Genomic DNA, 25,258 nt, shown 5'->3' on the forward strand with positions numbered 1-25,258 from the left:
AAGGGACATCTAAACCATGAAACGATGATCAAAAGTCTTGTCTTCCTTTGGGGGCGGCGCCGTTGGGTAGCGGCCTTCGGCTTGGCGATCAGCAGTTTTCTGGCCCTAGCCGGTTCGGGTTGGGCGCGTCCCCGCGTTGTGGCTACCACTACGTTGATCGCCGATTGGGTGGAGCAGGTGGGCCAAGATCGCATCCAGCTCACCAGCCTGCTGCAGCCGGGGATGGATCCCCACATCTACGAGCCGGCACCGGCGGATGGGATGGCCCTAGAGCGGGCAGACTTGGTGTTTTACAACGGCTACAACCTGGAGCCGGGGTTGATGCGCCTCATCGAGGCCACAGCCCAACAGGCGCGGCGGGTTGCCTTGGCCGAGATCCTCGATCCCATCGTCACCAATGAGGAGGATGGGATCCCCACTCCCGACCCCCACGTGTGGGGCAATGTGGAAAACGTCATCCGCATGGTGGAGCGCATCGCCCAAGAGCTGGCGGAACAGGTGCCTGGCGAGGCGACCTTCTTCCAAACCAATGCTGCTGCCTATCGAGCAGAGCTGGAGGAGCTTCATGCCTGGATTGGGGAGCAAATTCAGACCATCCCCCCTCCCAACCGGGTTTTGGTGACCACTCACGATGCCTTTGCCTACTACACCCAAGCCTACGGCCTGAAAATGGGGGGATCCCTGCTGGGGATCAGCACCGAAGAACAGCCCAGCGCCCAGACAGTGGCCCGCTTAGTGGAGGAGATCCGCGCTCTGCGGGTGCCGGCTATCTTTGCTGAGACCACCCTCAACCCCGCTCTCCTCCAAACGGTGGCCACCGAAGCCGGGGTCAAGGTAGCCGAACAGAAACTGTACTCGGACTCTTTGGGGGAGCCAGGCAGCGGCGCCGAAACTTACGTTGCCATGATGCGCCACAACACCTGCACGATTGTGGTAGCCCTGGGCGGATCCCCTGAATGCTCTTGAGAAGCTGAGTCGAGGCAGGAGGTCTGAGTTTTGTATGATAGGGGCTCAGACCCTTGTTCTCTCACCTCTTCCATGCCTGCTGCCATCCATCGCCCGGCCCGCACCCTCTACTGTGGCGAAGTCCGCCCGGCCCACATTGGCCAGACCGTCACCCTCTACGGCTGGATCGACCGCCGCCGCGACCACGGGGGGGTGATCTTTCTGGATTTGCGGGATCGCTCTGGCATTGTGCAACTGGTGGCGGATCCGCAGAAAACTCCGCAGTCATATCCACTGGCGGGGGAAGTGCGCAACGAATATGTGGTGCGGGTAACGGGAACTGTCCAGCAACGGCCCCCCGACTCCTTCAACCCCCGGCTGGCCACCGGCGAGGTCGAGATCTATGCCGAACAGTTGGAAGTGCTCAGTCCAGTCGGCAAGCAGCTCCCCTTCAGCGTCTCGGGAGAAGAAGCAGAGGAAGTGCGAGAAGAGATCCGCCTGCGCTATCGCTACCTGGATTTGCGGCGGGAGCGCATGTCCCGTAACCTGCAACTGCGCCACCGGGTCATCCAGGCCATCCGCCGTTTCCTAGAAGACGAGGAGGGCTTTGTCGAGGTGGAGACTCCCATTCTCACCCGCTCCACCCCAGAAGGGGCCAGAGACTACCTGGTGCCCAGCCGCGTCAACCCCGGCGAGTGGTTTGCCCTGCCGCAGTCGCCCCAGCTCTTTAAGCAGCTGCTGATGGTGGCTGGCGTGGATCGCTACTACCAGATCGCCCGCTGCTTTCGGGATGAGGATCTGCGGGCGGATCGGCAGCCGGAGTTCACCCAGTTGGACATGGAGATGAGCTTCATGGATCAAGAAGGGATCCTGGAGCTCAACGAGCGACTGATCTGCCATATCTTCAAAACTGTCAAAGGGATCCACCTGCCCCGTCCCTTCCCGCGCCTGACCTATGCCGAGGCCATGGCCCGCTACGGCTCCGACAAGCCTGACACCCGCTTTGGGATGGAGTTGGTGGATGTTTCGGAGGTGTTTCAGGGATCCCGATTCAAAGTCTTCGCCAAAGTGCTGGCTGAGGGCGGTTTGATCAAAATCCTGCCAGTGCCCGGCGGCGATGAAAAGATCTCCAACACCCGCATCAAACCAGGCGGGGATCTGTTCAAGCTGGTCACCCAGTATGGGGCGGGCGGCTTGGCCTTTATCCGGGTGCGGCCCGACAGCCTCGATACCATCGGCGCCCTGAAAGAGAGCTTGAGCCCCGAGCAGGAGAAGCGGTTGCTGGATCTCACCCAGGCCAAGCCAGGGGATCTGTTGCTGTTTGGGGCAGGGCCGGCGGCAGTGGTGAACGAGTCTTTGGGCCGGCTGCGGCTGCACCTGGGCCAGGAGCTGGGTTTGATCCCAGAGAACGCCTTGAATCTCCTCTGGATCACCGACTTTCCCATGTTTGAGTTCAACGCCGAAGAAAATCGCCTGGAAGCCCTGCACCACCCCTTTACCGCCCCCCACCCCGACGACTTGGCCGACCTGAAAACGGCGCGGGCCCAGGCTTATGACCTGGTGTGGAACGGCGTGGAAGTAGGAGGGGGATCCCTGCGGATTTACCAGCGGGAAATTCAGGAGCAGGTTTTTCAAGCGATTGGCCTCACCCCCGAACAGGCGCGGGACAAGTTTGGCTTTTTGTTGGAAGCCTTTGAGTATGGCACCCCGCCCCACGGCGGCATTGCCTACGGCCTGGATCGGCTGGTGATGTTGCTGGCCGGGGAAGATTCCATCCGGGATGTCATCGCCTTTCCCAAAACCCAGCAGGCGCGATGTTTGCTCACCGGCGCTCCTTCCAGCGTTGAGGCGAAGCAGCTCAAGGAACTGCACGTTGCTTCCACCTATCAGCCCGGTTGAGGGAGGTATCTTCCAACGACCACGGGTGCTCGATGATTTCGGCACGGGTAACAGGGCTGCGGAGATCCAGCAGACAATATTCCTTTTCAACCAAAAGGACTTTCATTGTGGAAGCCGGGCCTTTTTAACGGGAGTTCAGGAGTGCCTGGGATCCCTTCTCCCAGCCCCAGCTCCCACCTGTGGGAGGATAGAAAGGAATACACCCCTACTTTTTTTGCCATGCTACAGCTGACGGGAAAGAAAGCCTTGGTAACCGGCATTGCCAACGAGCGCTCCATTGCCTGGGGCATTGCTCAGCAACTGCACAAAGCGGGGGCCAGCCTAGGGGTTACCTATCTGCCGGACGAGCGGGATCGCTTCAAAACCAAAGTTCAGCAACTCACGGATCCCTTGCAGCCAGATTTTCTCCTCCCCTGCGACGTGCAAAGCGATCAGCAGATCAGCGATCTGTTTCAGGGGGTAACCGAAAAATGGGGTCAGGTCGATATTCTGGTTCACTGCCTGGCCTATGTCAAAAAAGAGGAGCTGAGCGGCAACTTCAGCGATATCTCGCGGGAGGGGTTTGCCCTGGCCATGGATGTGAGCACCTACTCCCTGATTGCCCTCTGCCGGGCTGCCAAGCCCCTACTGAGATCCGGCAGCAGTGTCCTCACCTTGACCTACTTGGGAGGAGTGCGAGTGGTGCCCAACTACAACATGGCTGCCGTCACCAAAGCGGGCCTGGAAACCTGTGTCCGCTACCTGGCTGCCGAGCTGGGCCCTGCCGGGATCCGGGTGAACGCCATTTCTGCCGGCCCAATCCGCACCTTGGCCTCATCGGCCATTTCCGATTTTCATGCCATGCTGCATGCTGTGGAGGAGAAAGCTCCCCTACGGCGCAATGTCACTCAAATAGAGGTGGGCAATGTGGCGGCTTTTCTGGCCAGCGACCTGGCCAGCGGCATTACCGGCCAGGTGATCTACGTGGATAGTGGGTATAGCATCCTGGGTTTTTAAGCGCTTTGGGATCCCTTGGGGATGGCTCCGGCATGAATCGCTTCTCACCCTTGCAGCGGTTGCTGCTCACCTGGATCTTGATCGTCATCAGCGGCTGGCTGGCCATACAGGTGGGTCGGCTGTTTGGGCATTTGCTCACCACCATCCTGACAGCGGCGGTGCTGGCCTTTTTGCTCAACTACCCGGTGCAGGTGCTGCGGCGCTATCGGGTCAGTCGAGGTTTGGCGGTCACCCTGGTCTTTGCTCTCTCGGTGGTGCTGCTGGTCTTGGTGGGGATCGCCGTGGTGCCGGTCTTGGCCAAGCAAGTGGTGCAGCTGGGGGCGCGGATCCCAGAGTGGGTGGACACCTTACAAAATTGGCTCGACCAGATTAGCCTTTGGGCCGCCGAGCGCAACATCAACCTTGGCCAGACGGAGCTGGTCAATACCCTTCTCAACCGCCTGCAGGCCAGCGCCGAGAAAATTGCCGGCCAATCCCTGGATCTCCTTCTGGGTACGTTCAACCAGGTGATCGACTTGGTGCTGGTGCTGGTGTTGGCCCTCTACATGCTGCTCTACGGGGGCCAGTTCTGGCAGGGGTTGCTTAGCCTCTTCCCCAAACCTTGGGGGCCGCGCATTGGCGAAGCCCTAGCCCTCAGCTTTCAGAACTTCCTCATCAGCCAGTTGGTGTTGGGGTTCATCATGGCCCTGATGCTGGTGCCGGTTTTTGGGTTTTTGCGGGTACCTTTCGGGCTCCTGTTTGGCCTGCTGATCGGCCTGCTGGAGGTCATCCCCCTGGTGGGGGGGGTGATTGGCATTGGGGCGGCGGCGGTGTTGCTGGCCTTTCAGGACATTTGGCTCAGCCTTAAAGTGGTGCTGGTTTCCCTGATCGTGCAGCAGGTGAAGGATCGGGTCATCGCCCCCCGCCTGATGGGAGAGCTGATCGGGCTAAATCCAGTGTGGATCTTGATTGCCCTGTTGGTGGGGGCGCAACTGGGGGGCATCCTGGGCGTGATCGTCGCCATTCCCCTCAGCAGTGTGGTGAAAAGCCTTTACGAGATCGCCCGCTCTGCCGACCTGGCCGCCGAAGATGGGTTGGGTTCCGGTGTAAAAGGATCCCCGCAAGGGCTCCGTCCGAGTAGCGCCAACGGCGAACCCCGCCGGGATCCCACCCTGCCCAAGCCGGAGACCCAGCAGATCTAGCCACCCGAAAAAGGAAGAAGCTCTGTCCATGCGATTCAGGCGCGTTAACCGGCAGGCAAACAGAGGCTCAATCCTGGTAAGCCCAGTTGCTGGGCTATCGATGGCCACCCTTGTCCTCAGGGAGAGGGGCTGGGGGTGAGGGCCTCATCCTAGCGAATCTTGCCCTCGATAAAAGGCACCTCCAGCACTTTTTCGTGGTGGATAGGGCCGTGGCCGAAGTAGCCTCCCTCCCCAAACAGTTCGCCGTGATCGGCGGTAACCGTGATGTAAGTGTTTTGGGGAACCAGGTCAAACAATTGCTCGAAGATCCCGTCCAAGTAGCGCACGGCTTGGATCTGTCGCTGCCGTAGCTCTTCCAACTGGGCCGAATCGAAAAAGGGGATCCCTGCTTCTCCTCCCTCATCCAGGCGCTTCAACACCCCATTGACCCCGGAAATACGAGGCCACAAGCTGGGATCCTCATCGGGCAGCGCGTAGGGATAGTGAGTTTCGCCCACGTTTAACAGGTAAAAGCTGGGGCGATCCGGCTCGAAGCGCAACTGTTCCACCATGGCCGCCATATCGTTGTGCTGGGGCATGAGGCGGTAGGAATCGAAATCCCGATTCAGCAGCGTGCTGGGGTTGAGCACCGGCATGGAGACCATGGCGTGGGTGGTGTAGCCCAGTTGATGCTTCAGCAGCGTCGGCAAATAGAGATGAGGCAGCAGATGCTTGAACTCAATGGGTTGCCGGGTGCCGAGCCGCTCGTTGTAGCGCAGATAATCTTGCTTGTAGTGCTCGGACGCAAAAACGTGGATGGGGCTGGTGTGGGGCAGCAGGCCCATGAGCAGGTTGTAATGGGCAGGGGCCGTCCAGGAAGCGTAGCTCCAGCGCTTTTCCAGAGGGCCCAACTTCAGCAAGTGCTTGGGGTTGGCCGCCAGCAGGCTGTCGAAGCGGCAACTGTCTAGGACGATGAGCAGATAGTTGTTCTGTCCCCGCGGTTCAGGGCGGGGGTCGGGCTCAGACGCAGGAGCGGCAGACGATTTCCACCAGTTTAGGAATCCCATCCTTCCTCCTCCTCGTCGGCGTAGGGCCGCTGGACAATCCGCCAGTTGGGAGCTGCTGCCGCATCGTCGTCCTCAGGAGCGGGATCGCGAATGCGTTCCGGCGGGATATTGGAATAGGAATAGCGGCCTGCTTGGGGATCCGGCTCGTACTCCGGCAGATCTTGGGGCAAATAGTGGTCGGGGGGAATCAGCTGGGCTTCCAAAAAGCGAACTCGGTCGCTCAACTGAGTTAACTTACGGATTGCCTGTCGCTGAAACACCCGGTCGTGCAATCGCCAGGAGCCTACATACAAAAATCCCAGCCCCATCCCTGCCCCATAAGAGGCCAATAGCACCAACGATAGAGGAAGCGGGGATCCCGATTGCCCACCCACCACAACCCTTGCCGGGGATCCCCAGTTTTGGATGAGGAGAACGAGCAGGCTCAAGATCCACAAGCCCAGGAGTATGAAGCGAAGGTTTCTGATCGCGTTAGCGGGACGAAATTCTTGCATGGCCTCAACCCTACCCTTTATTAGGCTACCATTCTTCCCTTTCTCCACTGGCCTGGCAGCAAAGACGCTGGAAGCTCAAGCGGAGTTGTTCTCAACAGCCATTAGCCCTCTCCCTAAGGCGCGCTTCAGGGAGACCCCGGGGCGGAAAAAGTCGTTTCTAGCCGCCTGTATCTCTCCTCCAGGAGAAGGACTTGGACTGTTGAAGCTCGCTGCAGGAGCAGGTTTGCGGGTATGGGCGGTACAAGATTCGAACTTGTGACCCCTTCCGTGTGAAGGAAGTGCGCTACCACTGTGCTAACCGCCCGCAGATACCACTCTAGCAGCTATCGACTAGAGCAGGATCTCTATATTACCACGTCAGCGATTGAGCCAGAGGATTCGGATCGGCATGGGAGATGGCTAGAGATAGCCGGGATCCGGCCTGAGGGCTACAGTAAGGGTCAGGGAGCTGTGGGGTGCTATGGCCTACTCACCGACCGAAGAGGCAATTGCTCTGCTCATTGATTTGGCAGAACGAGGCGAGATCGATCCCTGGGATGTGCAGGTCATCGAGGTTATCGATCGCTTTCTGGCCCGTATGGCTCCCACCAGCAGCAGCCATGACCTGTCTGAGTCGGGACAAGCCCTGCTCCACGCTGCCATGTTGGTCTATCTTAAGGCGATGGCTTTGGCAGAACCAGAAGCAGAAGAAAGTGAGCCCAGCCCGGTGGAGGTAGAAGTGGATCCCTGGCCAAGCTGGTCTTTGGCGCACTTGGATCGCGTGTTGCAACCCAGGGCAGCACCCCGTCTTCAACGTACCCGGCCCATCACCCTCAAAGAACTCATCGCCCACCTGCAAGAGCTGGAAACCCTGCTGGAACACCAGCCCGAAGCTGCCCCAAAGCCGCTGGCCCAACGGATTTCTCGCCAGCAAGCGCTGTCGGCCATCACTCAGCTAGCCCACCCGGAAAACCTTTTGGAAACCACCGCCGAGCTGGAATCTCTGCTGGCTCAGCTTTGGCAGCAGGGTCTGACCCAGATCAGCTTTGTCGATCTCCAGCAACACTTTTGCCAAAAAAGCTATCAAAACGGCAGCAGCGGGACCATTCACCCCATTCAAGTCTTCTGGTCATTGCTGCTAATGGCTGCCCGCTCTCAGGTGGAGCTGTGCCAAGAGGAGTTCTACGGCCCACTGACCATCCGACCCTGCACAACTGAGGGCCTGGCAAAGTAGATCCCGCCCTTGGGATCCCCTTCATCTGCCAAGGTGAACTCTAGAGAACTTTTCTGGCCGTGGCCGGGCCATCCACCTCTAGGCTTCTGAGCTGGCGTCTGAACCTGAGGATGTCAAGCGCTCTTCTGCGCCGCTCTGGCAAACGGAGAACTCAATCCGTGCCTTCAGCATCGTGCCGGGCACGATCCGCCCGTTTGAGATCTTCCCCACTGGAGCGCACCGGCAGCTCGGCAGGAGCCTCCCGATCCAGGTAGTAATCCTCCACGAGGCGCTCGCTGCTGGGATGATCTTCTCCTTCGGTAGGCAACAGTGGCGGATGCAGCAATTCAGCCGGAGGGCAGTCTTCTGAGGTGAGCAAATCTGACGTGCTGAGCATCCCCTTGGGAATGGTGGAAAGGCGCTGAGCAACAGCTCCAATGCTTTCCAGGCGAATCATCTCCTCCCAGGAGCAGATCTCCTCCTCATCTTCTGTCTCGTAGCGAACTAGGATGGTGTCCCCTTCGATATCGAGGATCTTGGCCCGTTCCAGCCAGCGTCCCTGATCCCGCAGATAGATCCACACATCCTTGCCTTCGCGGCTGAGTTGATAGATCCTACGATGAAGCACGGTCCCCTCCTGAAGTGAAAGATCCGAGTGAGTTGTGGGGGCTACCCAGCTCATCCCTCCATCTTAGCGGCTGGACACCGAGGCTGTATGCCTTTCCCGAGGCCAGACAGAGTCTCTTTAGGTTGGGTCGGTTTCGGCCAGAGAGACCCCTTCCATCGCCAAGGCTGTCTCCGCTTCTTCTGCCTGCGCATCCCGCAGAAAGGATTCCAGAGAGGCATGAGCTTCCGCCTCCAGTTCTGCTCCGCCAAGGGTTATGCTCTCTTCCGGCAGCCAGCCCAAAAACGGCAGGGGCAAGAGGGTAGAAAGGTTGGTCAGGATCAGCAGCAGCCCCAGCCGGCTGAAATCGGTCTCCGTTACCCCCAGCCCATGCATCAGCAGGGATCCCAGCTCTTGGGAGAGAAACCCCGCCAAATTAAAGGCCGACATCAGCAGAGCAAAGAGGGTGGCCTCGATCCCAGGGGGGCAGAGGCGGGCGGCCAAGACCAGCACTGGCATAAAGGCAATTTGTCCTGCCACCGTCAGCACCAGGCTGTCCCCCAAGCTAAACCAATGATCGTCGATACCCCAATCCCGGTTGAGGTGATAGACCAAGATGAGGCTGGTCAGGCCCAACGCCGCCGAGATCACCGTCATCCAGCCGAACAGGGGCCGCAGTGGGATCCGCCGCAGATACACCTGGAAGATCCCTACCCCCAGCAAACTGGCGATGCTGGTAACCAAGCGCACCTGACCCAAAAATTCCGGCCCAAAGCCGAGATCGTTGGTGACAAAGTAAAAAAGAGCCGCATCGGCGCTGGGAGTGGCCTGCCAAACGAACACAAACAGCACCGGCAGCAAAATGCTGGGTTGCCGCAGCGCCCGCCACACCTGCCCCACCTGTTGTTGCAAGGGATCCCAGCTCTGGGACAACGCCACCGGTTGATCGGCAATAACCCAAGCTGCCAGAGCGATGAACAACGGCAAAAAGGCCGTCAGCCCAAACACCACCTGCGGCGGATAATGGGCTAAGAGCGCTCCTCCCAAATAGGCGGTGAGCAGGGATCCCAAGGCCGTTGCCCCCCAAGTCAAAGATTGCAGCGTGCCCGTCCCCGCCCAGTCACTGCCGTGTACCCGCTCCACCACCAGCGAATCTACGATTACATCCCCTACCGCCACCGCCAGGGATCCCAAAACCATCCACAGGGTGGCCAGACCAGCCGTCGGTGCCCACAGGGCCATCCCCAGCCAAGCCCCACACCCCAGAAGCCCCGACAGCAAGAGGTAGGGACGACGTCGATAGCCCGCCACCGGTACGGTATCCGACAGCAGGCCGTAGAGGGGTTTGAGGATCCAGGGGCTCATGGCAACGCCCATCAACGCCGCCACCTGAGACGGGCTGAGGCCCAAGCTATCCTTCAGGTAAAAGCTGGTGGCCAGCCGTGCCAGCCCCACCGCCCCCTGCACAAAGTACACCAAGAGGATTCCGAACAATTCCGGCGTCCAGTGGATATCCCGCAGCGGGGTCAGGGTGGATTGGTGCAGCCGTTGCAGCAGAGGATGAATCATGAGCGGTCGCAGTGTAGCGAGATGTTAGTTGGTGCGGTGTTGCCTTGGCAACAGCAAAACCATAAGAATCTTAACAGTCTCTTCACCTTAACCTGTCCAACTGGCTTCCGGCTCCGACCTCCTTGGACGGGTTGCGCTTCCCAGCGCTCTTTCTGCTCAACCCAGCCGAGCTACAAAATCTACAAAATAATGAGGTCGAAATGAGGTCGAAAGCTGATCCCCGGGTGCTATGCCATCCAGCCAAGGGCGGGGATCCCAAGAAGTCCAGCATGCTTTCGTCCCATGTTGACCGGCCCAACCCCACCTCGGCGGCACCTGAACCCGCAACTGCAGCAGCAGGCAGGGCAGTAGAGACGGGAGACAAAGGCATTCCGAAGCTATGATGAACAGGGATGGCTCTGAGTTTCTACCTACATCTTTAACTGGGTCTGTTTTCAGGCTGTGCTGACTGCTTCTTCTGCCGGTTCTGCGGTTGATGCCATTGCTCCTTTTGCTCCCCAAGTCTGGAGCTGGCGCGGACATGCCATTCGCTACGTGGTTCAGGGATCCGGATCCCCGCTGGTCTTGGTGCATGGATTTGGGGCTTCCATCGGCCATTGGCGGCACAACATCCCCGTGCTGGCTGCGGCAGGATACCGGGTCTATGCCCTGGATTTGCTCGGGTTTGGCGGCTCGGCCAAGCCTGCCCTCCCCTACACCCTGGATCTCTGGGCGGAGTTGCTGGTGGATTTTTGGCAGCAGCACATTCAGCAGCCTGCTGTGTTTATCGGCAATTCCATCGGTGCCTTGCTCAGCTTGATGATGGCTGCCCGGCATCCCCAGTTAACGGCAGGAGCAGTGTTGCTCAACTGCGCCGGGGGGTTGAACCATCGCTCCCATGAGCTCAGCCCGATTTTCCGCCTTTTCATGAGTGTTTTCACCGCTCTGGCGGCTTCTCCGGTGACGGGGCCGTTTTTGTTCGATCGGGTGCGGCAGCGGCAGCGTATTCGCGCAACTCTCAAGCAGGTGTACCGTAACCCCGCCGCCATTACGGATGAGCTGGTGGAGATTCTGTATGCCCCTTCCTGTGATGTGGGCGCTCAGCAGGTGTTTGCCTCGATTCTCACCGCTCCCCCTGGCCCAACTCCTGAAGCCCTATTGCCTCAGGTGCGCTGCCCGCTGTTGGTGCTCTGGGGAGAGGGGGATCCCTGGACGCCCATTCAACGGGGTCGCGGCTTTCAAAACCACGTGAAAGGGATCGACTACCAGTTCTTGCCCATTCCCAATACAGGCCATTGCCCCCATGACGAGCGCCCAGAGGTGGTCAACCCTCTGATTTTGGGCTGGCTGCCCAGGGCCTTTGCGGCGGTCTAAGCTTTTTTGGAGGTTCCTTTGCCGGAGAGGCCCAACCAACCTCGGATTTTGGCCATCCAGACTTGAAGGGGTGAAGGCTGGGGACGGATCGCCACCTGGATCGGCTCGTCTTGGAAGTCCTTGTCCTTAAGGCGAAACCCAAACTCCAGGTCATCTTTCACCTTGCCGAGACGGGGAAACAGCCTGACGGCTGCTTTTTTGAGTTCTTCCTCGTTTTGGAAAATGGCCTGGTGAATGGCGCTGGAACGCCCCACTGCTAGGGATCCCACCGGCAACCAAGGGTTGGGCTGGCCAGGCGCGGGCTGGCGACGGCGGGCAAAGATGTTGAACTCCGGCATCCCCTTGGCTTTCAGCTCGTCGTACCGTTTGGCGGCTTCCTTGCGCTTGGCAGTGTTGGAGCTGGCCGGTTTTTTCTCAGGCTTGGATTTGCGGAAACCCTTAGACTGACTCATACTTGGGCTGACGAGAGGGGGGATTTTTTGCAGCTTAGCGCAGATCGGATCCCCTTCTCTGCCGGGGATCCCTTGTCATCATTGTTCGTAGCCGGCGTGCTATACTTGTTGAGCTTCGGCGGGCGGTTAGAGGGGCCCGTCAGTCGGGATGTAGCGCAGCTTGGTAGCGCACTTCGTTCGGGACGAAGGGGTCGCAGGTTCGAATCCTGTCATCCCGATAGGCTTGAAGTTCACTTAGCTGTCAACTGGTAGTTTTTCGGGTCAGGGTGAGACGCCTGGGCTGCTGAGAAAAGCCCTACAAGCCTGTGCATTATTGCTCCGCAATGCTGACGCGAAGATGCGACGACGCGACCAACGTTTTGGGTGTAGGTGCAGTGTCCTATTTTGAATTGAAATGACCCTAATCTTGGAGTTGTAAGTGACGCAGCCAGGCGTTGACGTTAACCCGAATCCGCTGCCCAATCTGTAAGAGGCGGTGCAGGTTTTCGGCGGAAATGTCTCGGCAATCTTCTTGGGGCCAAGCTGGGCAACGCGGGCCAATTTGACGCTCCAGCGCTGTCAGATAGAGCTCTTGCAGGCGATCCAAGTTGATGGGCAGGCGCAGGTCTGCAGCCAATTGCAGCCATTCTTCCAGGTTGTAGAGCTGTTCGCCGAAGGTCTCCGGCTCAAAAGCGTGGGCAAGGTGCCACATCCCCCGCTGTAGGAGCCGATCCAGAACCCGGGCTGCCTCTTCCCGCCGCAACTGGCATCCCAACTGCTCGGCCTCGCGCACAATTGCCCGCAATTCCAGCAGGTGATCCCGCTTGCCCTCTTCCATTTCCATCGCCCGCAAACTGGTCAACAGGCGTTGGTTGAGGGTGATCTGAGCGGCGGCCAACAACTCTTCCGGGATCGGCAGGCCGTCGGCCCGAAAGGCCATCAAGACCCCGTAATTGTCCAGGTAGGTTTGGCGGTAGAGCTGGGCCAGGCGGTCTAGGGTATCTTGAGTGAGCCAGCGCATCATCTGCTGCCGATCTTCGTCGTCGAGGGCGTTCAAGTCGAAGGTTTCCGGCCCAAATAGGTCTTGCAGGGTCAGGATCATCTGGATCCGACTGTGGGATCCGGCCAGCAGCCGCGCTTTTATCTGCTCGTAGATGCGCCGCCCGGCAAACGGCTTGACGCCACATTGAAAGTCCCAGCCGCCGAGATGGAGCATGGCGTAGATCAGGTCGTGCTCTTCGCGGGTGGTGGGAAAGGAGAGCTTCACCCGCCCGATGGCCAGCGTCGATCCTCCTATCGTCAGGCGATCTTGATCCACTTGATCCAGCACATATCCCTGGGAACGGGGGATCCCGTCAAAAAGGGAAAACATGGCGTGCCGGGCCACCAGCCGCTGCGGGCTGATCAAGCTGGGGCGCACCAAGGCGCAATAGACCCCCTTGCCGTCTCTGTAGAGGTCGAGGTTGCTGGGGGCCTTGCTCAGGCGCTGTAAAAACTCCTCTTCTAGGTTGACATCCGCCACTGCTGCTGCCAACTGGATAGCCCGTGCCGCGTAGCGCAGGATCTGCACCCCTTCAGGACGGGATAGCTCCTCGAAAAACCAGCCACAACTGGTGAACATCAACTGGCTGTAGCGCTGCATCTCCAACAGGCGCAGCACTTGCACCCGATCTTCGGCGGTGAGGCGGTGGCTCTGGTGCTCCTGCAAAAAGGCATCACAGCGCTCCCGATCCAAAATCACCTCGATGTAACGATCCCGCGCCAGCCAGGGATCCCGCAGGTAGGCTCTGGCTTCTGTCTCGTAGATCTCGGCCAGCTGATCCCGCAGCCAGTTGAGGGCCTCCCGCAGCGGTTGCCGCCAGCGTTGGTGCCACCCTCCCGCCGCTCCACAGCCACAGTCTCGCGACCACCGTCCTACCCCGTGGGCACAGCTCCAGGCGGTGACCGGTTTCAGTTGCACCTCCCAAGTGGGGGGATGTTGGCTGAGAAAATGGCTGTAGTTGCCCACCTGCCAGCCCCGGCGGGGAAATTCCTCGCAAAAGGCATAGGCCAGCGTGCGTTCTACACCCCGCTTGTGGTGGCCAAAAGTCTCGCCATCGGTGGCACAGTTGACCAGATAGGCTTCCCCCTCTTTGTCCGGGCGCAGAGCGGAACGGATCCGCTCCGCCAGAGAGTGGGTGCTGTAGACGATATCCCCAAAGCCCAAGTCACGGGAAATGGGGCCATCGAAAAAGAAAATATCCAAGTACCCCTCCCGATCGGGGGTAAAGCAGCGGTAGGGCCGACGGGGATCGATCTGGCCTTGGCTAACGTCGATCCACTCCGTTTGTCCCAAGGGGCGAATGCGCTGCGCTTGGCTGGGGGCCAAAATGACGAAGCGGATCCCACACTCAACCAAGGCTGTGACCGTTGCTGCATCGATAGCGGTTTCGGCCAGCCACATCCCCTGGGGATGGCGCCCAAAGCGGTGTTGAAAATCGGCAATTCCCCAGCGGATCTGGGTGTACTTGTCTCGCTCGTTGGCCAGGGGCAGGATGACGTGGTTGTAGACTTGGGCGATGGCATTGCCATGACCCTCCAGCCGCTCAGCGCTGAGACGGTCGCCGGCCAAAATGCGTTGGTAAACTTCAATGTCATGCTCCTCTAACCAAGAGAGGAGAGTGGGGCCGAAGTTAAAACTCAGGAATTCATAGTTGTTGACAATACGCACCACCCTTCCCTGGTCATCCAGAACGCGGGCAAAGGCGTTGGGGCGGTAACATTCCGCCAAAATGCGTTCGTTCCAGTCGTGAAAGGGGCTGGCGCTCGGCTGTCGCTGAATGCGGTTGAGGCAGGGATCCTCCCGAGGCGGCTGATAAAAATGGCCGTGCAACACCACGTAGGGAGCAGTTGCCTTTGGCCGTGCCGGGGAAAGATCGGCAGCACCTACTGGACAAGGAGCCGTTTGCGTCGGCGGGTCGGAGACCGAATCGCTGGGCTCTGACTGTGCCGCTGGCCTATCGGAATTTTTGGAGCCACTCGGCAGCATAGGATCGTACTCCTTTTAGAGGCCCCCAACTGGGTTACAGGGGAACGCACTGTTAACTTAAGTTCATATCCATACGTTACAGCGATCCCCGATCTGCAACGGTGAATGTAAAAGATTCAGTTGGAAATTTGACAGGGAACAAACATCGGTCAGTAATCTTTGCGTTTTCCTCACAACAGAAGGGATCCAGCCGGGATCCCTTCCTGAACGGGTCTCAGTCTCTGCCCAGTTGGATCCCCGGACTTAGCCGGTGGGGGCCGATTTGCCGGTGGCCATTTCCCACACCGAATAATCCACCACCGCAGCAGGCGGATCGGCGCTGAGAATGCCCAAAGATTTCAAGGTTTCCACGTTGGCCCGATACACCGAAGGCACCAGCAACCCAGCATTGCCTTCCAGGGTGGGGCCCGCCTGATACAGCTTGGCAATTTCAGCCATTTGCCAGGTTTGGTGCTTGAGGGGATCCGCTTCCGAGCCGGATCCTTTGCAGGTTGCGCCGCAGAAGGTGAGAACCACCTGCACCGTTTCTTCTGGGTTGGCCACAGCGTAATCCCAACCCTTGATCGAGGCTTTCACCAATTTGGCCGCGATGGCTTTGCCCGATTGGCCGGATCCCTTAAAGTTGCTTTCGTTTAAAACGCGCTCGGTGGTGAACAGCAGGTCTTCCAAGAGGTTGATGCCGTAGTCTGGCAGGTGCATGACGTTGAGTTCGCTCAGGGGGTAGCCCAAACCCACGATCTGATTCAGCTCGTTGTAGAGCATGGCCGAGGCTACATCCACCTTATCGGGAAAAACCAGGGCCGGATCGAAGCCATAGGTGATCAGCTCCACATCGGGGTTGGTCACCCCTGTATCCAGGCTGGTGGTCAAGTTGAAGGCTTTCATCAGAGCCAGGGCCGGATATTCGTTGCCAGAAGGCCAAATGCCCACCTTTTTACCTTTGAAATCGGCAGGGCTTTTGATCCCGCTGGATTTGAGAGACACCATCGCGTAGCCCGACTTCTGAAAGATCTGGGCGATGTGAACCACGGGCAGCCCCTGAGCCCGGGCAGTCAGCAGGTCGGTGATCCAAGTGTTGCCAAAGTCGGCTCCGCCCACGACCACTGTCTGGATGGGGGATTGATCTCCAATCGGCAGCAGCTCGACGTTCAGACCTTCGGCTTCGTAAAATCCTTTTTCCTTGGCGATCAGGTATCCGGCAAACTGGGCTTGCGGAAACCATTTCAGTTGAAGTTTCACATCCACCAACCGGCTCTGGGCCTGGGATCCCATCCCCAGCAGGGTCGTCAGTGCCAGCGCCATGCCCAATACCAACGACATCAATACCAACGACATCAAAGGGATCCCGCGCTTACGCTTGAAGAGGCGGGGCAGGTGAGATAGGGCGTGAACAGTACGGCGGCCTAGATCCATAGTGCAACCCTTGCTTCTTAAGAACGGTGTGCCAAGACTGTAGAGGATCTGCCTCTGGGCAGAATGTTCACCACGCTCACAATGCCTGGAGGGAGATCAAATCTGCGGGGCCAACTTTCCGTCGGCTTTGGAATGACCCCTTCGAGGTCAGGCCCCCATTGGAATCACCGTGCATCCCCAGCTCGCCAACTCAAATTCCCGCCCAGTGCCACCAGGCCCAGCCCAGCCCCACTAGCAGCGCCGTTACCCCGTAGAAGGATCCCACCACCTGCACCTCTGACCAGCCCCCCAGCTCCAGATGGTGGTGCAAGGGCGACATGCGCAGCAGCCGTTGGCCTGTGCCGGTTTTGCGTTTGGTGTATTGGAAGTAGCCCACCTGCAGCATCACCGACAGCGCCTCTGCCACCAGCACTCCCCCCATCAGGGCCAAGGCCCAGAGCTGATCCCCCAGCAGCGCCAACCCGGCCAGAGCGCCCCCCAACCCCAGGGATCCGGTATCACCCATGAACAGCCGCGCCCGGTGGTGGTTGTGAACCAGAAACCCCAAGCAAGCACCGCTCAAGGCGAAGGCCAACACCGATAGCTCCGGATCCCTGTGAAGGAGCCCCAGCCCAATCAGCAGGATGGCCACCACCCCTGCCGCCAAGCCGTCCATACCATCGGTGAGGTTTACGGCATTATTGGTGCCCACCAACACAAACAGGGCCAAGGGCCAGAACAGCCAGCCCAGAGAGAGGGTGCCTATCCCCGGCAAGGTCAGACTGGTCGGGATCCCCTGCCAGGCCAGGTAGACACAAAACCCAAGGGCGACCCCCACCTGGAGCAACAGCTTGTGTTGGGGAGACAACCCCTTGTTGGATTGCTGTCGGATCACCAGCCAATCGTCCAGCCAGCCGACAAAACCGTAGGCCAGCGCGAGCAGCGCGACAGCCAGCCAATGGGGATCCCAGCCGCTCCAGATCCCCGCCACCAGCAGCCCCACGGGCAAAAAGCTGATCCCGCCCATGGTGGGTGTGCCTGCTTTTTTCTGGTGGGATTGGGGCCCCTCCTGGCGGATCACCTGCCCTGCCTTCCAGCGCCGCAATCCGGGGATGAGCAGGGATCCCAGCAGGGCCGAACCCAACACGCTCAATCCAAAAGGAACAAACACCTGGGGGCGGATCCCGATCACAAGGGTCGAGAGGGCCAAACCCAGCCCCAGCGAGAGCGCCATCCCTCCCCACTCCGTCTCTTCCACCTCCAGATCGAGAGGTGTATCCGCATCCACCCTTTCTGAACCCCTCACACCCTCAACCTCTAGACTTCAGAAAACTCCGGCAGGCAGAGCCCAAGAAAACTCTATCCTGCCAGAGCTCAGAGGCGAAAGCTATGGTGATTTCAGGTTAGGGTGAGATGCCTAGGCTACGGAGAAAAGCCCCATAGCTCTATGCATTATTGCTCCGCAACGCTGACGCGACGACGCGACTGCGGGACGACGCGATGACGGAACCAACGTTTTCGGTGGGGGTGCGGTGTCCCAGTTTGAATTGAAATGGCCATAGTTGGTGGGGATCCCTTCAGTAGGGCCACTTCCAGTTGCGCACCTCCGGCAGATCTTCTCCATGCTCGCGGATGTAGTGTTTGTGCTCCACCAGCTTGTCTTGGATGATCTGCTTGATGTGGGCCCGCTCGTACTTGAAGCGCTCCACCCGATCCAACACATCATCGGCCAAGCTGAAGCGATCCACCTCGTTGAGGACACACATGTCGAAGGGGGTGGTGGTGGTGCCCTCCTCCTTGTAGCCGCGCACGTGCAAGTTGTGGTGGTTGGGGCGACGGTAGGTGAGGCGGTGAATCAGCCAGGGATAGCCGTGGAAGGCAAACACGATGGGCTTGTCCGGCGTGAAGATGCTGGCGTAATCCACATCGCTGATGCCGTGGGGGTGTTCGCTGGGCGGCTGCAGCTTCATCAAGTTCACCACATTCACCACCCGGATCTTGATGTCCGGCAGGTGCTGCCGTAGGAAGTCCACCGCCGCCAGGGTTTCCATCGTCGGCACATCGCCGCAGCAGGCCATCACCACATCCGGCTCTGAACCCTGATCGTTGCTGGCCCATTCCCAGATGCCCAAGCCCTGGGTGCAGTGCTTGATGGCCGCATCCATATCCAGGTACTGCAGGGCCGGCTGTTTGCCCGCCACGATCACATTCACGTAGTGGCGACTGCGCAGACAGTGGTCGGCCACCGAGAGCAAAGTATTGGTATCCGGGGGCAGGTAGACGCGGATGATTTCGGCCTTTTTGTTGACCACGTGATCCAAAAAGCCGGGATCCTGGTGGCTGAAGCCGTTGTGATCCTGCCGCCACACATGGGAAGTCAGCAGGTAGTTGAGGGAAGGAATGGGCCGCCGCCAAGGAATGTGCCGGGTGGTTTTCAACCATTTGGCGTGTTGGTTGAACATCGAGTCCACCAGGTGGATGAAGGCTTCGTAACAGGAAAAGAACCCGTGTCGCCCGGTCAACAGGTAGCCTTCTAGCCAGCCCTGACAGACGTGCTCGCTGAGGATCTCCATCACCCGTCCATCTGGGGAGAGGTGCTCGTCGCAATCGTAGATGGGAGCTACCCAGGTGCGGTCGCTGGCCTCAAACACAGCATCCAAGCGGTTGGAAGCGGTTTCATCGGGGCCAAAGAGGCGGAAGTTGTGGGGGTTGAGCTTCATCACATCCCGCAGAAATTGCCCCAGAACTCGGGTGGCTTCGGCTTCGGTGGTGCCGGGGCGGGGGACAGGCACGGCGTAGCGACGGAAATCCGGCATTTTCAGCTCCCGCGTCAGCAGGCCGCCGTTGGCGTGGGGCAAAGCGCCCATGCGTTTTTCCCCTTTGGGAGCCAGCTCTTGCAGCTCCGGCAGCAGACGGCCATTTTCATCGAAGAGTTCTTCCGGCTTGTAGCTGCGCATCCAGTCTTCCAGAGCTTTGAGGTGATCGGGTTTTTTGGCCAGATCCGCCAGGGGCACTTGGTGGGAGCGCCAGAAATCTTCCACCTTTTTGCCGTCCACCTCTTTGGGGCCGGTCCAGCCTTTGGGGGTGCGCAGGATGATCATCGGCCATTGGGGACGAGTGGGATCCCCTTTGCTGCGGGCATGCTGCTGGATTTCTTGGATCTCGTGGATCACCGTGTCCAAAGTGGCGGCCATCAACTGGTGCATCTCTGCCGGCTCGCAGCCTTCTACGAAGTAGGGTTTGTAGCCGTAGCCCACAAACAGATTTTGCAGCTCGTCACGGCTGAGGCGGGCCAAAACGGTGGGATTGGCGATCTTGTAGCCGTTCAGGTGCAGAATCGGCAGCACTGCTCCGTCGTGGATGGGGTTGAGGAACTTGTTGGAATGCCAGGAAGCGGCCAAGGGGCCGGTTTCCGCTTCTCCATCCCCCACCACACAGGCCACCAGCAGATCGGGGTTATCAAAGGCAGCCCCAAAGGCGTGGGCCAGGGCATAGCCCAGTTCTCCCCCCTCGTGGATGGAGCCAGGGGTTTCCGGAGCCACGTGGCTGGGCACGCCGCCGGGGAAGGAGAATTGCTTGAAGAGCTTGCGCATGCCTTCGGCGTCTTGGCCGATGTTGGGATACACCTCGCTGTAGGTGCCTTCCAAGTAGGTGTTGGCCACCAGAGCAGGGCCACCGTGGCCGGGGCCGGTGATGTAGAGGATGTTGAGGTTTTCCCGTTTGATGATGCGGTTGAGATGCACGTAGATGAAGTTCAACCCGGGTGTGGTGCCCCAGTGCCCCAGCAGGCGTGGCTTCACATGTTCCAGTTTTAGGGGTTCTCGCAGCAGCGGGTTGTCCATCAAATAGATTTGCCCGACCGACAGATAGTTGGCGGCCCGCCAGTAGGCATCCATTTTGCGAAGCTCGTCGGCGGTGAGCGGTTTTGTCGAGAGCTGTTCTGCCAGAACCATAGCTGTACCCCATAGGTATCTCTACTCCTATGGTGATCCGGGTTTGCCCAATTGCCGGGGGATCTTGGGATTCCTTTGGATTTGGCTCATTGGGTGAGCGGTAGGCACCTGTTACCACCACCAGGGCTTGATCGGGGTGCCGTCGGGAAAGATCAGGCCGGCAATCCGGGATCCGCTGTGCTTTAACCCTTCGATCTGAGCTCCTTCCAGGTTGGCTTGGGTTAGGTTGGCCCCGCTGACATCGGCCCGCCGCAGGTTAGCCCCCTGAAACTGGGCCTGACGCAGCTCGGCGCCGCTGAGATTGGCCCCTTCCAGGTCGGCATTTTGCAAGTTGGCCCCCCGCAAGTCCGCCCGCTGTAGGTTGGCTCCCCCCAAATCTGCTCCCTCTAGGTTGGATCCGCGCAGATCCGCCCGGTTCAGATCCGCTCCCCTCAGCCGGATCTGACAGAGCACCAGTTCCCGCAGATCGGCTTTGCTCAGGTCTTGGCCGGAGAAATCCTGTCCCTGTCCCCCCCAGTTCTGCAACTGCCAGATGTGGCGCACCCGTTCTTCTAGGTGGGTCTCTTCCGAAAGCCGGGATCCCCGCAGGCTGGTGCCGCTAACTTTTACCCCCCTCAGGTCGGATCCCCGCAGGTCGGCTCCCTGTAAGTCGGCTCCGCTCAGCTTGGCCCCTTGCAAATCCGCTTGGCGCAGATCCGCCCGGCGCAGGTGGGCGCCGTTGAAGTTGCAAAAGCGCAAGTTGGCCCGCCTCAGGTTGGCCTCCCACAGGTTGATCCCCCCCAGCCGTGCTTCTTGAAGGTCGGCTCCCTCCAGGTCTGCATAGGCAAAATCCCGCTCCCCCCGCCGATAGGCCACGATCACCCCTTGCGCTCCCCCCACCGGGCGAAAAGGGCTGTAGGTGCGACAGGCCCGTTCTGCCTCCGGCTGGCCAAGCTGAGACAACAGCCGCCAAGCTGCCAAGCGGACTGCCCAAGAGCTATTGCCGGCGAGGGCTTCAATGAGTTCGGCCAGGCCCGCCGACCCGTACTGCAGCAACTGGGGCAGGGTGGCCAAGCGCACGGCTTCATCGCTGTGGGTGAGTCGTCTCCGCGCCCCCTCGATACCTCCCAACACCAAGGCGTGGGCAGGGGCGCTCCCGGTTGCCATTTGCCCCCCCAACACCAGATCCCAAGGTTGGGGCCGGGATCCCTGGTCAGTCCTGACAGCCGGCTGAGGCTTACCTACCATGGGCGGATGCCGATGGGCCTAGCTATACCCAACGCCCCACCACCACGCGGATGGTGCCATCCTCCAGCACTTCTTCGGCCTCGATGGTATAGCCCTGCTCACGGGCTGAGCGCAGCAAACTTTTGTGGGCATAGCGCTGCAAGATCGGCTCCAGAAAGGTCTTGGGATCGATGCCCGCCCCCCACAGATCGGCCACCAGCTCGTAGTGATCCCCGTTGCGACGAAACCCGATGTCGAAGCCATTCTTTTGCCGGATCACCAGATCGGCGCGGGTGCGGTTCCAGAGATAGCCCCGCAGGCTGGCATTCCGCTGCACAGCGTAGCCCAATTCCTTCAGAGTCTCTTCCAGGAGATCGGCGTCTTTGATTTGCACTTGCAGGGTGGTGAAGTGAGACATGGCAGATCCAATCCTTTGACGGATGGAGATTGGGATCCTCACTATAAAGCCCCCTTGCAGTTATGGAAGAAATTTGACATAACCCCCTGCCTAAAGGCGGGAGATTCTGGTTCCTGGTTCTGCGGCAGCACTTACCGCCTTGGGTTGCCCCTCCAAAGCAGCGGTGCTCATCGCGGCAGCGGGCCGTAGGCCTTTCTCCCCAGGCGTTCCCCCAAGCGCTCCGCGCCGCTGATGCGAATGCGGGGCGGTTCCCTCTCGCGCCAGCGGGACAGAGTCCTTATGCCCCTAGGCACCGTTGCAAACAACAACCACAAAACCTATCGAGGCTGTATCCGGTCGTGAGACTGTTGGGCTTTTAAAGCGGCTGACTACCCTGCTGTCGCAGGCAGCGTAGCACAAAGCCGCCCTAGTCGCGTCAGCGGGCCGTAGGCCTTAGGGCGGGGCTTTAAACCCAGTTTTTTGGTCAACCATCCCGCAGCGGGTCGCGCGAGCGGAACGGAGTTCCCAATTTTTTCCCTTAAGAGTGCAGCACACCTGGGCCTGGATGGCGGCTGGACTGCTCAGAGCAGGGTTGACCTGACCTGCCTTGTTATGTGGGTGCGCGCTGCGGCGTTGGCGATGGCGGTGCAGAGCACCGATGCCGGGGATCCGCGCCTAGCGTGTTCGGTGATACAGAAATCTTAGATCTGCATCTAGTGTCCAAAGTCGAGTATTGGCGATAACTTCCACTAGGTTTAGAGGCAGAAGCAAAAACCCGTCCCACAGGGATCCGTCCTCATCTGTTTCCGGCTGAGGTTGTCGGCGATGACGTGCCAAATTCACCTCAAGGCATTCCAAAAACCTGCTGATGAACCTTTCTATTCCCTGCCGAGCAAGCCCTTCCGATAGTTCTGCAAACAGAAATATCCATTTCTAGTTCTAACAAAATGAGTGAAAAAATTTGCTTTCTTAGCTTATGAGCAATCTGATTTAGCATCAAAAACTTGTTGATTGTTTAGAACAATCTTTCGTAACTTTCCTAAGCCTCAAATCCAGGCTTATGAAATGGTTAATTTCTCGGCTACCCTTTTAGTAGAGTTTTTAATCAACAAAATGGGCAGCTAGACGCTCCTAATAGAGTCTAGTGAGCCAGACTCAATAAATTTAGTGAGTCAAGCACTCGATTCTGGCTCAAGTTTTTAGAGTTAAAGCCTTTACGAAAGGGCTTTTGTGCTGGTATGAATAAGGTGCTGTTTGCAGAAAGGTCAGCTTCACACACAGGAAGACGGCTTGATGCAACAACAGGAGAAGTGGCGATTCTGACAGGACATGAATTTATGGTGTGGGGTTTGATATGTCGGAAAGTCTTGACTTGCAAGATGCGGTGGGGCGTTTCTTGAAGACGATTGGGCGCTACTCGTTGCTCACCGCTGAAGAAGAACTCCGTTTGGCTCACCAGGTGCAGCGGATGGTGGCGCTCCTAGAACAGCGGCAGCCCCACGAGTCGGTGGAAGATTGGAGCCGGCGGTTGGGGATCCCCTTGGCAGAGCTGCAGCAGATCCTGCGGCAGGGGGAAGCAGCCAAGAAACGAATGGTGGAGTGTAACCTTCGCTTGGTGGTGTCGATTGCTAAGCGCTATCGCAATCGCGGCTTGCCGTTTCTGGATTTGATTCAGGAAGGCACGATCGGCCTCACCCGCGCCGTGGAAAAGTTCGATCCCACCCGTGGTTACAAGTTCTCCACCTATGCCACTTGGTGGATCCGGCAAAGTGTGAACCGGGGCATCCAGAACAAGGGGCGGATGATCCGTCTGCCGGCCCACATGTACGAAAAAGTCTCCCAGGTGAAGCGGCGCTACCGCGAGTTATCTGCCGAAAGGGGATCCCGCCCCCAGGCAGAAGAAGTTTTTGATTCTCTGGATATCGGCGATAACTACCGTGAGCTGATCACCCGCCACATGGCAGAGATGCGGTCTTTGAATGTGGGGGTAGGGGATGAAGATGGCACCGAACTGCAGCACTTTATCCCAGATGAAGACAACGACCCTGTCGAACACCTAACCCAGGTTGCCCATCGAGAGGAAGTCCGCGCTCTGGTGGGCCAACTGAGCGAACGAGAGCGACAGGTCATTGTGGCTCGCTATGGGCTGGATGGATCCAGAGGTCTAACGCTGCGGGAAATTGGGGAGCACATCGGTCTTTCGCGGGAGCGAGTACGACAGATTGAACGGCGGGCCTTGCGGAAGTTGCGGCGGCTGCAGCAGGAATACTCCACTCCCAAGACCGGCAAACGGCTCAACCCCCTGGGTTAACCGGAGCCTGCGCCTGTTCCCGTCAGCGGTGCGGAGCACGATAGAAAGGTTTTTTCACTACTTCCGCAGGCCGGCGTTGCCCCCGAATCTCAATTTCCAGCCGGGATCCCACCTTGGCCCAAGCCGGAGCGACATAGCCCAAGCCGATGCCGTAGCCCAAACTGGGAGAATGGGTGCCGCTGGTTACCCGTCCGATCGGCTCAGGGGAGTTGGGAGCGTAGATGGCATAGCCGCTGCGGGGAATGGCCCGTCCGCGATAGGGGTGCGGAACACTTTCCAACATGCGAAACCCCACCAGTTGGCGAGGGATCCCTTGCTCCCGTTGGCTTTCGATGGCGGGCTTGCCGATATAGTCTTCTGGGTTGTTCACCAACCAGCCCAAGCCGGCTTCCAAGGGAGTGGTGCTCTCGTCCATGTCCTGCCCGTAGAGATGGAGCGCGGCCTCCAGACGTAGGGTATCGCGGCAGCCCAGCCCACAGGGTTGCACGCCGGCCTGAATCAGTTGCTCCCAAAGGCGGATGCCATCTTCGGGGCTGAGCATAACTTCAAAGCCATCTTCTCCGGTGTAGCCGGTGCGGGCCACAAAGATAGTCTCTCCCGAGGTTCCCGCTGCTGTGGCAAACCGACCGTGCTGAAACTGGCGCAAAGCCTTCAGGGATCCCTCTAAAAAGGGCTGGAGAACCTCCTCGGCTGCCGGCCCCTGCACCGCCAACAGAACCTGAGCATCGGAGTGATCCTGCAGGTTAACTCCGGGGATCCCTTGGAAGTGGTGGTTGAGCCAATCCCAATCTTTCTGCCGGGTGGCTGCATTGACGATCACGCTCCAGTGCTCCAGCTCACCCTCCGGTGGATGCCGGTAGAAGATGACATCATCCAAAATGCCCCCCAGTGGATTGAGCAGGACGGTGTACCGACCGGATCCCACAGGAACAGCGCTCAGATCGCTGGGAACCAGACGGCTGAGGTGGGATCCCAGATCCGTCCCCCAGAGGGTGAACTTGCCCATGTGGGAAATGTCGAATGTCCCCACCCTCTCCCGTACTGATCGATGTTCTGCTATCACTCCCCGATACTGCACCGGCATTTCCCAGCCGGCAAAAGGGACAAATCGCGCCCCCAAAGCTTGATGAAGGGGGAACAAGGGGGTGCGCTGCAGCGGGGTTGAACTCATCAGGGATCCCTTTGGCGTCCAGCGTAACGACCAGAATAAACTCACCGTCGCGCATTTTGGGGATCCTGTCCATCGACGACGGTGGGAGCT

Annotated in this window: 19 protein-coding genes and 2 tRNA genes; 8 read left to right on the forward strand and 13 right to left on the reverse strand. The window is 59.1% G+C overall.

Annotated elements, in window-relative coordinates; translation table 11 throughout:
• The first annotated feature begins 24 nt into the window (after positions 1–24).
• The 4 genes from ACVWVQ_RS06765 (at position 25) to ACVWVQ_RS06780 (ending at position 5,021) form a co-directional block, all read left to right on the forward strand.
• On the forward strand, positions 25–966 hold the full coding sequence (locus tag ACVWVQ_RS06765; RefSeq protein ID WP_457507563.1) for a metal ABC transporter solute-binding protein, Zn/Mn family: 942 nt from the start codon (positions 25–27) through the stop codon (positions 964–966).
• Between the two features lie 72 nt (positions 967–1,038).
• Entirely contained in the window at positions 1,039–2,844 is a 1,806-nt protein-coding gene (gene aspS / locus ACVWVQ_RS06770) for an aspartate--tRNA ligase (protein ID WP_011432789.1), read from the forward strand.
• A 219-nt stretch (positions 2,845–3,063) separates the two neighbouring features.
• Positions 3,064–3,840 carry an enoyl-ACP reductase FabI gene (gene fabI, locus ACVWVQ_RS06775; RefSeq protein WP_011432788.1) on the forward strand — a complete coding sequence of 259 codons (777 nt, stop codon included), beginning with the start codon at positions 3,064–3,066 and terminating at the stop codon, positions 3,838–3,840.
• A 32-nt stretch (positions 3,841–3,872) separates the two neighbouring features.
• Entirely contained in the window at positions 3,873–5,021 is a 1,149-nt protein-coding gene (locus ACVWVQ_RS06780; RefSeq protein WP_414341734.1) for an AI-2E family transporter, read from the forward strand.
• A 149-nt stretch (positions 5,022–5,170) separates the two neighbouring features.
• Here ACVWVQ_RS06780 and ACVWVQ_RS06785 read toward each other — a convergent pair whose 3' ends face one another.
• The 3 genes from ACVWVQ_RS06785 to ACVWVQ_RS06795 form a co-directional block, all read right to left on the reverse strand.
• Positions 5,171–6,067 (reverse strand): sulfatase-like hydrolase/transferase, encoded by an 897-nt coding sequence (locus tag ACVWVQ_RS06785; protein WP_457507565.1) that lies wholly within the window; start codon positions 6,065–6,067, stop codon positions 5,171–5,173.
• The gene (locus ACVWVQ_RS06790; RefSeq protein ID WP_238376922.1) at positions 6,055–6,495 is read right to left on the reverse strand and encodes a hypothetical protein; all 441 of its coding nucleotides are present in this window, start codon (positions 6,493–6,495) and stop codon (positions 6,055–6,057) included. Before ACVWVQ_RS06790 ends, ACVWVQ_RS06785 begins: the two co-directional genes overlap by 13 nt.
• A gap of 298 nt (positions 6,496–6,793) precedes the next feature.
• Positions 6,794–6,865, reverse strand: a tRNA-Val gene (locus ACVWVQ_RS06795).
• 156 nt (positions 6,866–7,021) lie between these two features.
• Here ACVWVQ_RS06795 and ACVWVQ_RS06800 point away from each other — a divergent pair.
• On the forward strand, positions 7,022–7,774 hold the full coding sequence (locus tag ACVWVQ_RS06800) for a segregation/condensation protein A (RefSeq protein WP_414349871.1): 753 nt from the start codon (positions 7,022–7,024) through the stop codon (positions 7,772–7,774).
• A 151-nt stretch (positions 7,775–7,925) separates the two neighbouring features.
• Here the strand turns inward: ACVWVQ_RS06800 and ACVWVQ_RS06805 are convergent, their stop codons facing one another.
• Positions 7,926–8,381, reverse strand: a complete 456-nt coding sequence (locus ACVWVQ_RS06805) for a DUF6679 family protein (RefSeq protein ID WP_011432782.1) — start codon at positions 8,379–8,381, stop codon at positions 7,926–7,928.
• A gap of 117 nt (positions 8,382–8,498) precedes the next feature.
• Complete coding sequence (locus ACVWVQ_RS06810) at positions 8,499–9,926, reverse strand: folate/biopterin family MFS transporter (RefSeq protein WP_457507567.1); 1,428 nt, start codon at positions 9,924–9,926, stop codon at positions 8,499–8,501.
• A gap of 441 nt (positions 9,927–10,367) precedes the next feature.
• Here ACVWVQ_RS06810 and ACVWVQ_RS06815 point away from each other — a divergent pair, with 441 nt between their 5' ends.
• On the forward strand, positions 10,368–11,279 hold the full coding sequence (locus tag ACVWVQ_RS06815) for an alpha/beta fold hydrolase (protein ID WP_457507569.1): 912 nt from the start codon (positions 10,368–10,370) through the stop codon (positions 11,277–11,279).
• Here the strand turns inward: ACVWVQ_RS06815 and ACVWVQ_RS06820 are convergent.
• Positions 11,276–11,731: an HHL1-like protein gene (locus ACVWVQ_RS06820; RefSeq protein WP_414381947.1), complete on the reverse strand. Its 456-nt coding sequence runs from the start codon at positions 11,729–11,731 to the stop codon at positions 11,276–11,278. The genes ACVWVQ_RS06815 and ACVWVQ_RS06820 overlap by 4 nt on opposite strands.
• Positions 11,732–11,875: 144 nt before the next feature.
• On the opposite strand from ACVWVQ_RS06820, the gene ACVWVQ_RS06825 reads away from it, so the two are divergent.
• Positions 11,876–11,949: transfer RNA gene (locus ACVWVQ_RS06825), tRNA-Pro, on the forward strand.
• A 182-nt stretch (positions 11,950–12,131) separates the two neighbouring features.
• Here the strand turns inward: ACVWVQ_RS06825 and ACVWVQ_RS06830 are convergent.
• The 6 genes from ACVWVQ_RS06830 to ACVWVQ_RS06855 form a co-directional block, all read right to left on the reverse strand.
• The gene (locus ACVWVQ_RS06830; RefSeq protein WP_457507572.1) at positions 12,132–14,738 is read right to left on the reverse strand and encodes a DUF3536 domain-containing protein; all 2,607 of its coding nucleotides are present in this window, start codon (positions 14,736–14,738) and stop codon (positions 12,132–12,134) included.
• A gap of 243 nt (positions 14,739–14,981) precedes the next feature.
• Entirely contained in the window at positions 14,982–16,058 is a 1,077-nt protein-coding gene (locus ACVWVQ_RS06835; protein ID WP_457507618.1) for an ABC transporter substrate-binding protein, read from the reverse strand.
• Between the two features lie 283 nt (positions 16,059–16,341).
• Complete coding sequence (mraY, locus tag ACVWVQ_RS06840) at positions 16,342–17,364, reverse strand: phospho-N-acetylmuramoyl-pentapeptide-transferase (RefSeq protein ID WP_457507620.1); 1,023 nt, start codon at positions 17,362–17,364, stop codon at positions 16,342–16,344.
• 343 nt (positions 17,365–17,707) lie between these two features.
• Complete coding sequence (locus tag ACVWVQ_RS06845; protein ID WP_457507574.1) at positions 17,708–20,083, reverse strand: phosphoketolase family protein; 2,376 nt, start codon at positions 20,081–20,083, stop codon at positions 17,708–17,710.
• 111 nt (positions 20,084–20,194) lie between these two features.
• Entirely contained in the window at positions 20,195–21,310 is a 1,116-nt protein-coding gene (locus ACVWVQ_RS06850) for a pentapeptide repeat-containing protein (RefSeq protein WP_457507576.1), read from the reverse strand.
• 22 nt (positions 21,311–21,332) lie between these two features.
• Complete coding sequence (locus tag ACVWVQ_RS06855; protein ID WP_457384385.1) at positions 21,333–21,707, reverse strand: DUF1257 domain-containing protein; 375 nt, start codon at positions 21,705–21,707, stop codon at positions 21,333–21,335.
• Between the two features lie 1,333 nt (positions 21,708–23,040).
• Here ACVWVQ_RS06855 and ACVWVQ_RS06860 point away from each other — a divergent pair.
• On the forward strand, positions 23,041–23,997 hold the full coding sequence (locus tag ACVWVQ_RS06860) for a sigma-70 family RNA polymerase sigma factor (RefSeq protein WP_414375392.1): 957 nt from the start codon (positions 23,041–23,043) through the stop codon (positions 23,995–23,997).
• 22 nt (positions 23,998–24,019) lie between these two features.
• Here the strand turns inward: ACVWVQ_RS06860 and gcvT are convergent, their stop codons facing one another.
• Positions 24,020–25,168, reverse strand: coding sequence for a glycine cleavage system aminomethyltransferase GcvT (gene gcvT / locus ACVWVQ_RS06865; RefSeq protein WP_457507622.1), 1,149 nt, complete (start codon positions 25,166–25,168; stop codon positions 24,020–24,022).
• Positions 25,169–25,258 lie beyond the last annotated feature (90 nt).

This window comes from Thermostichus sp. MS-CIW-36 (genome assembly GCF_054059035.1).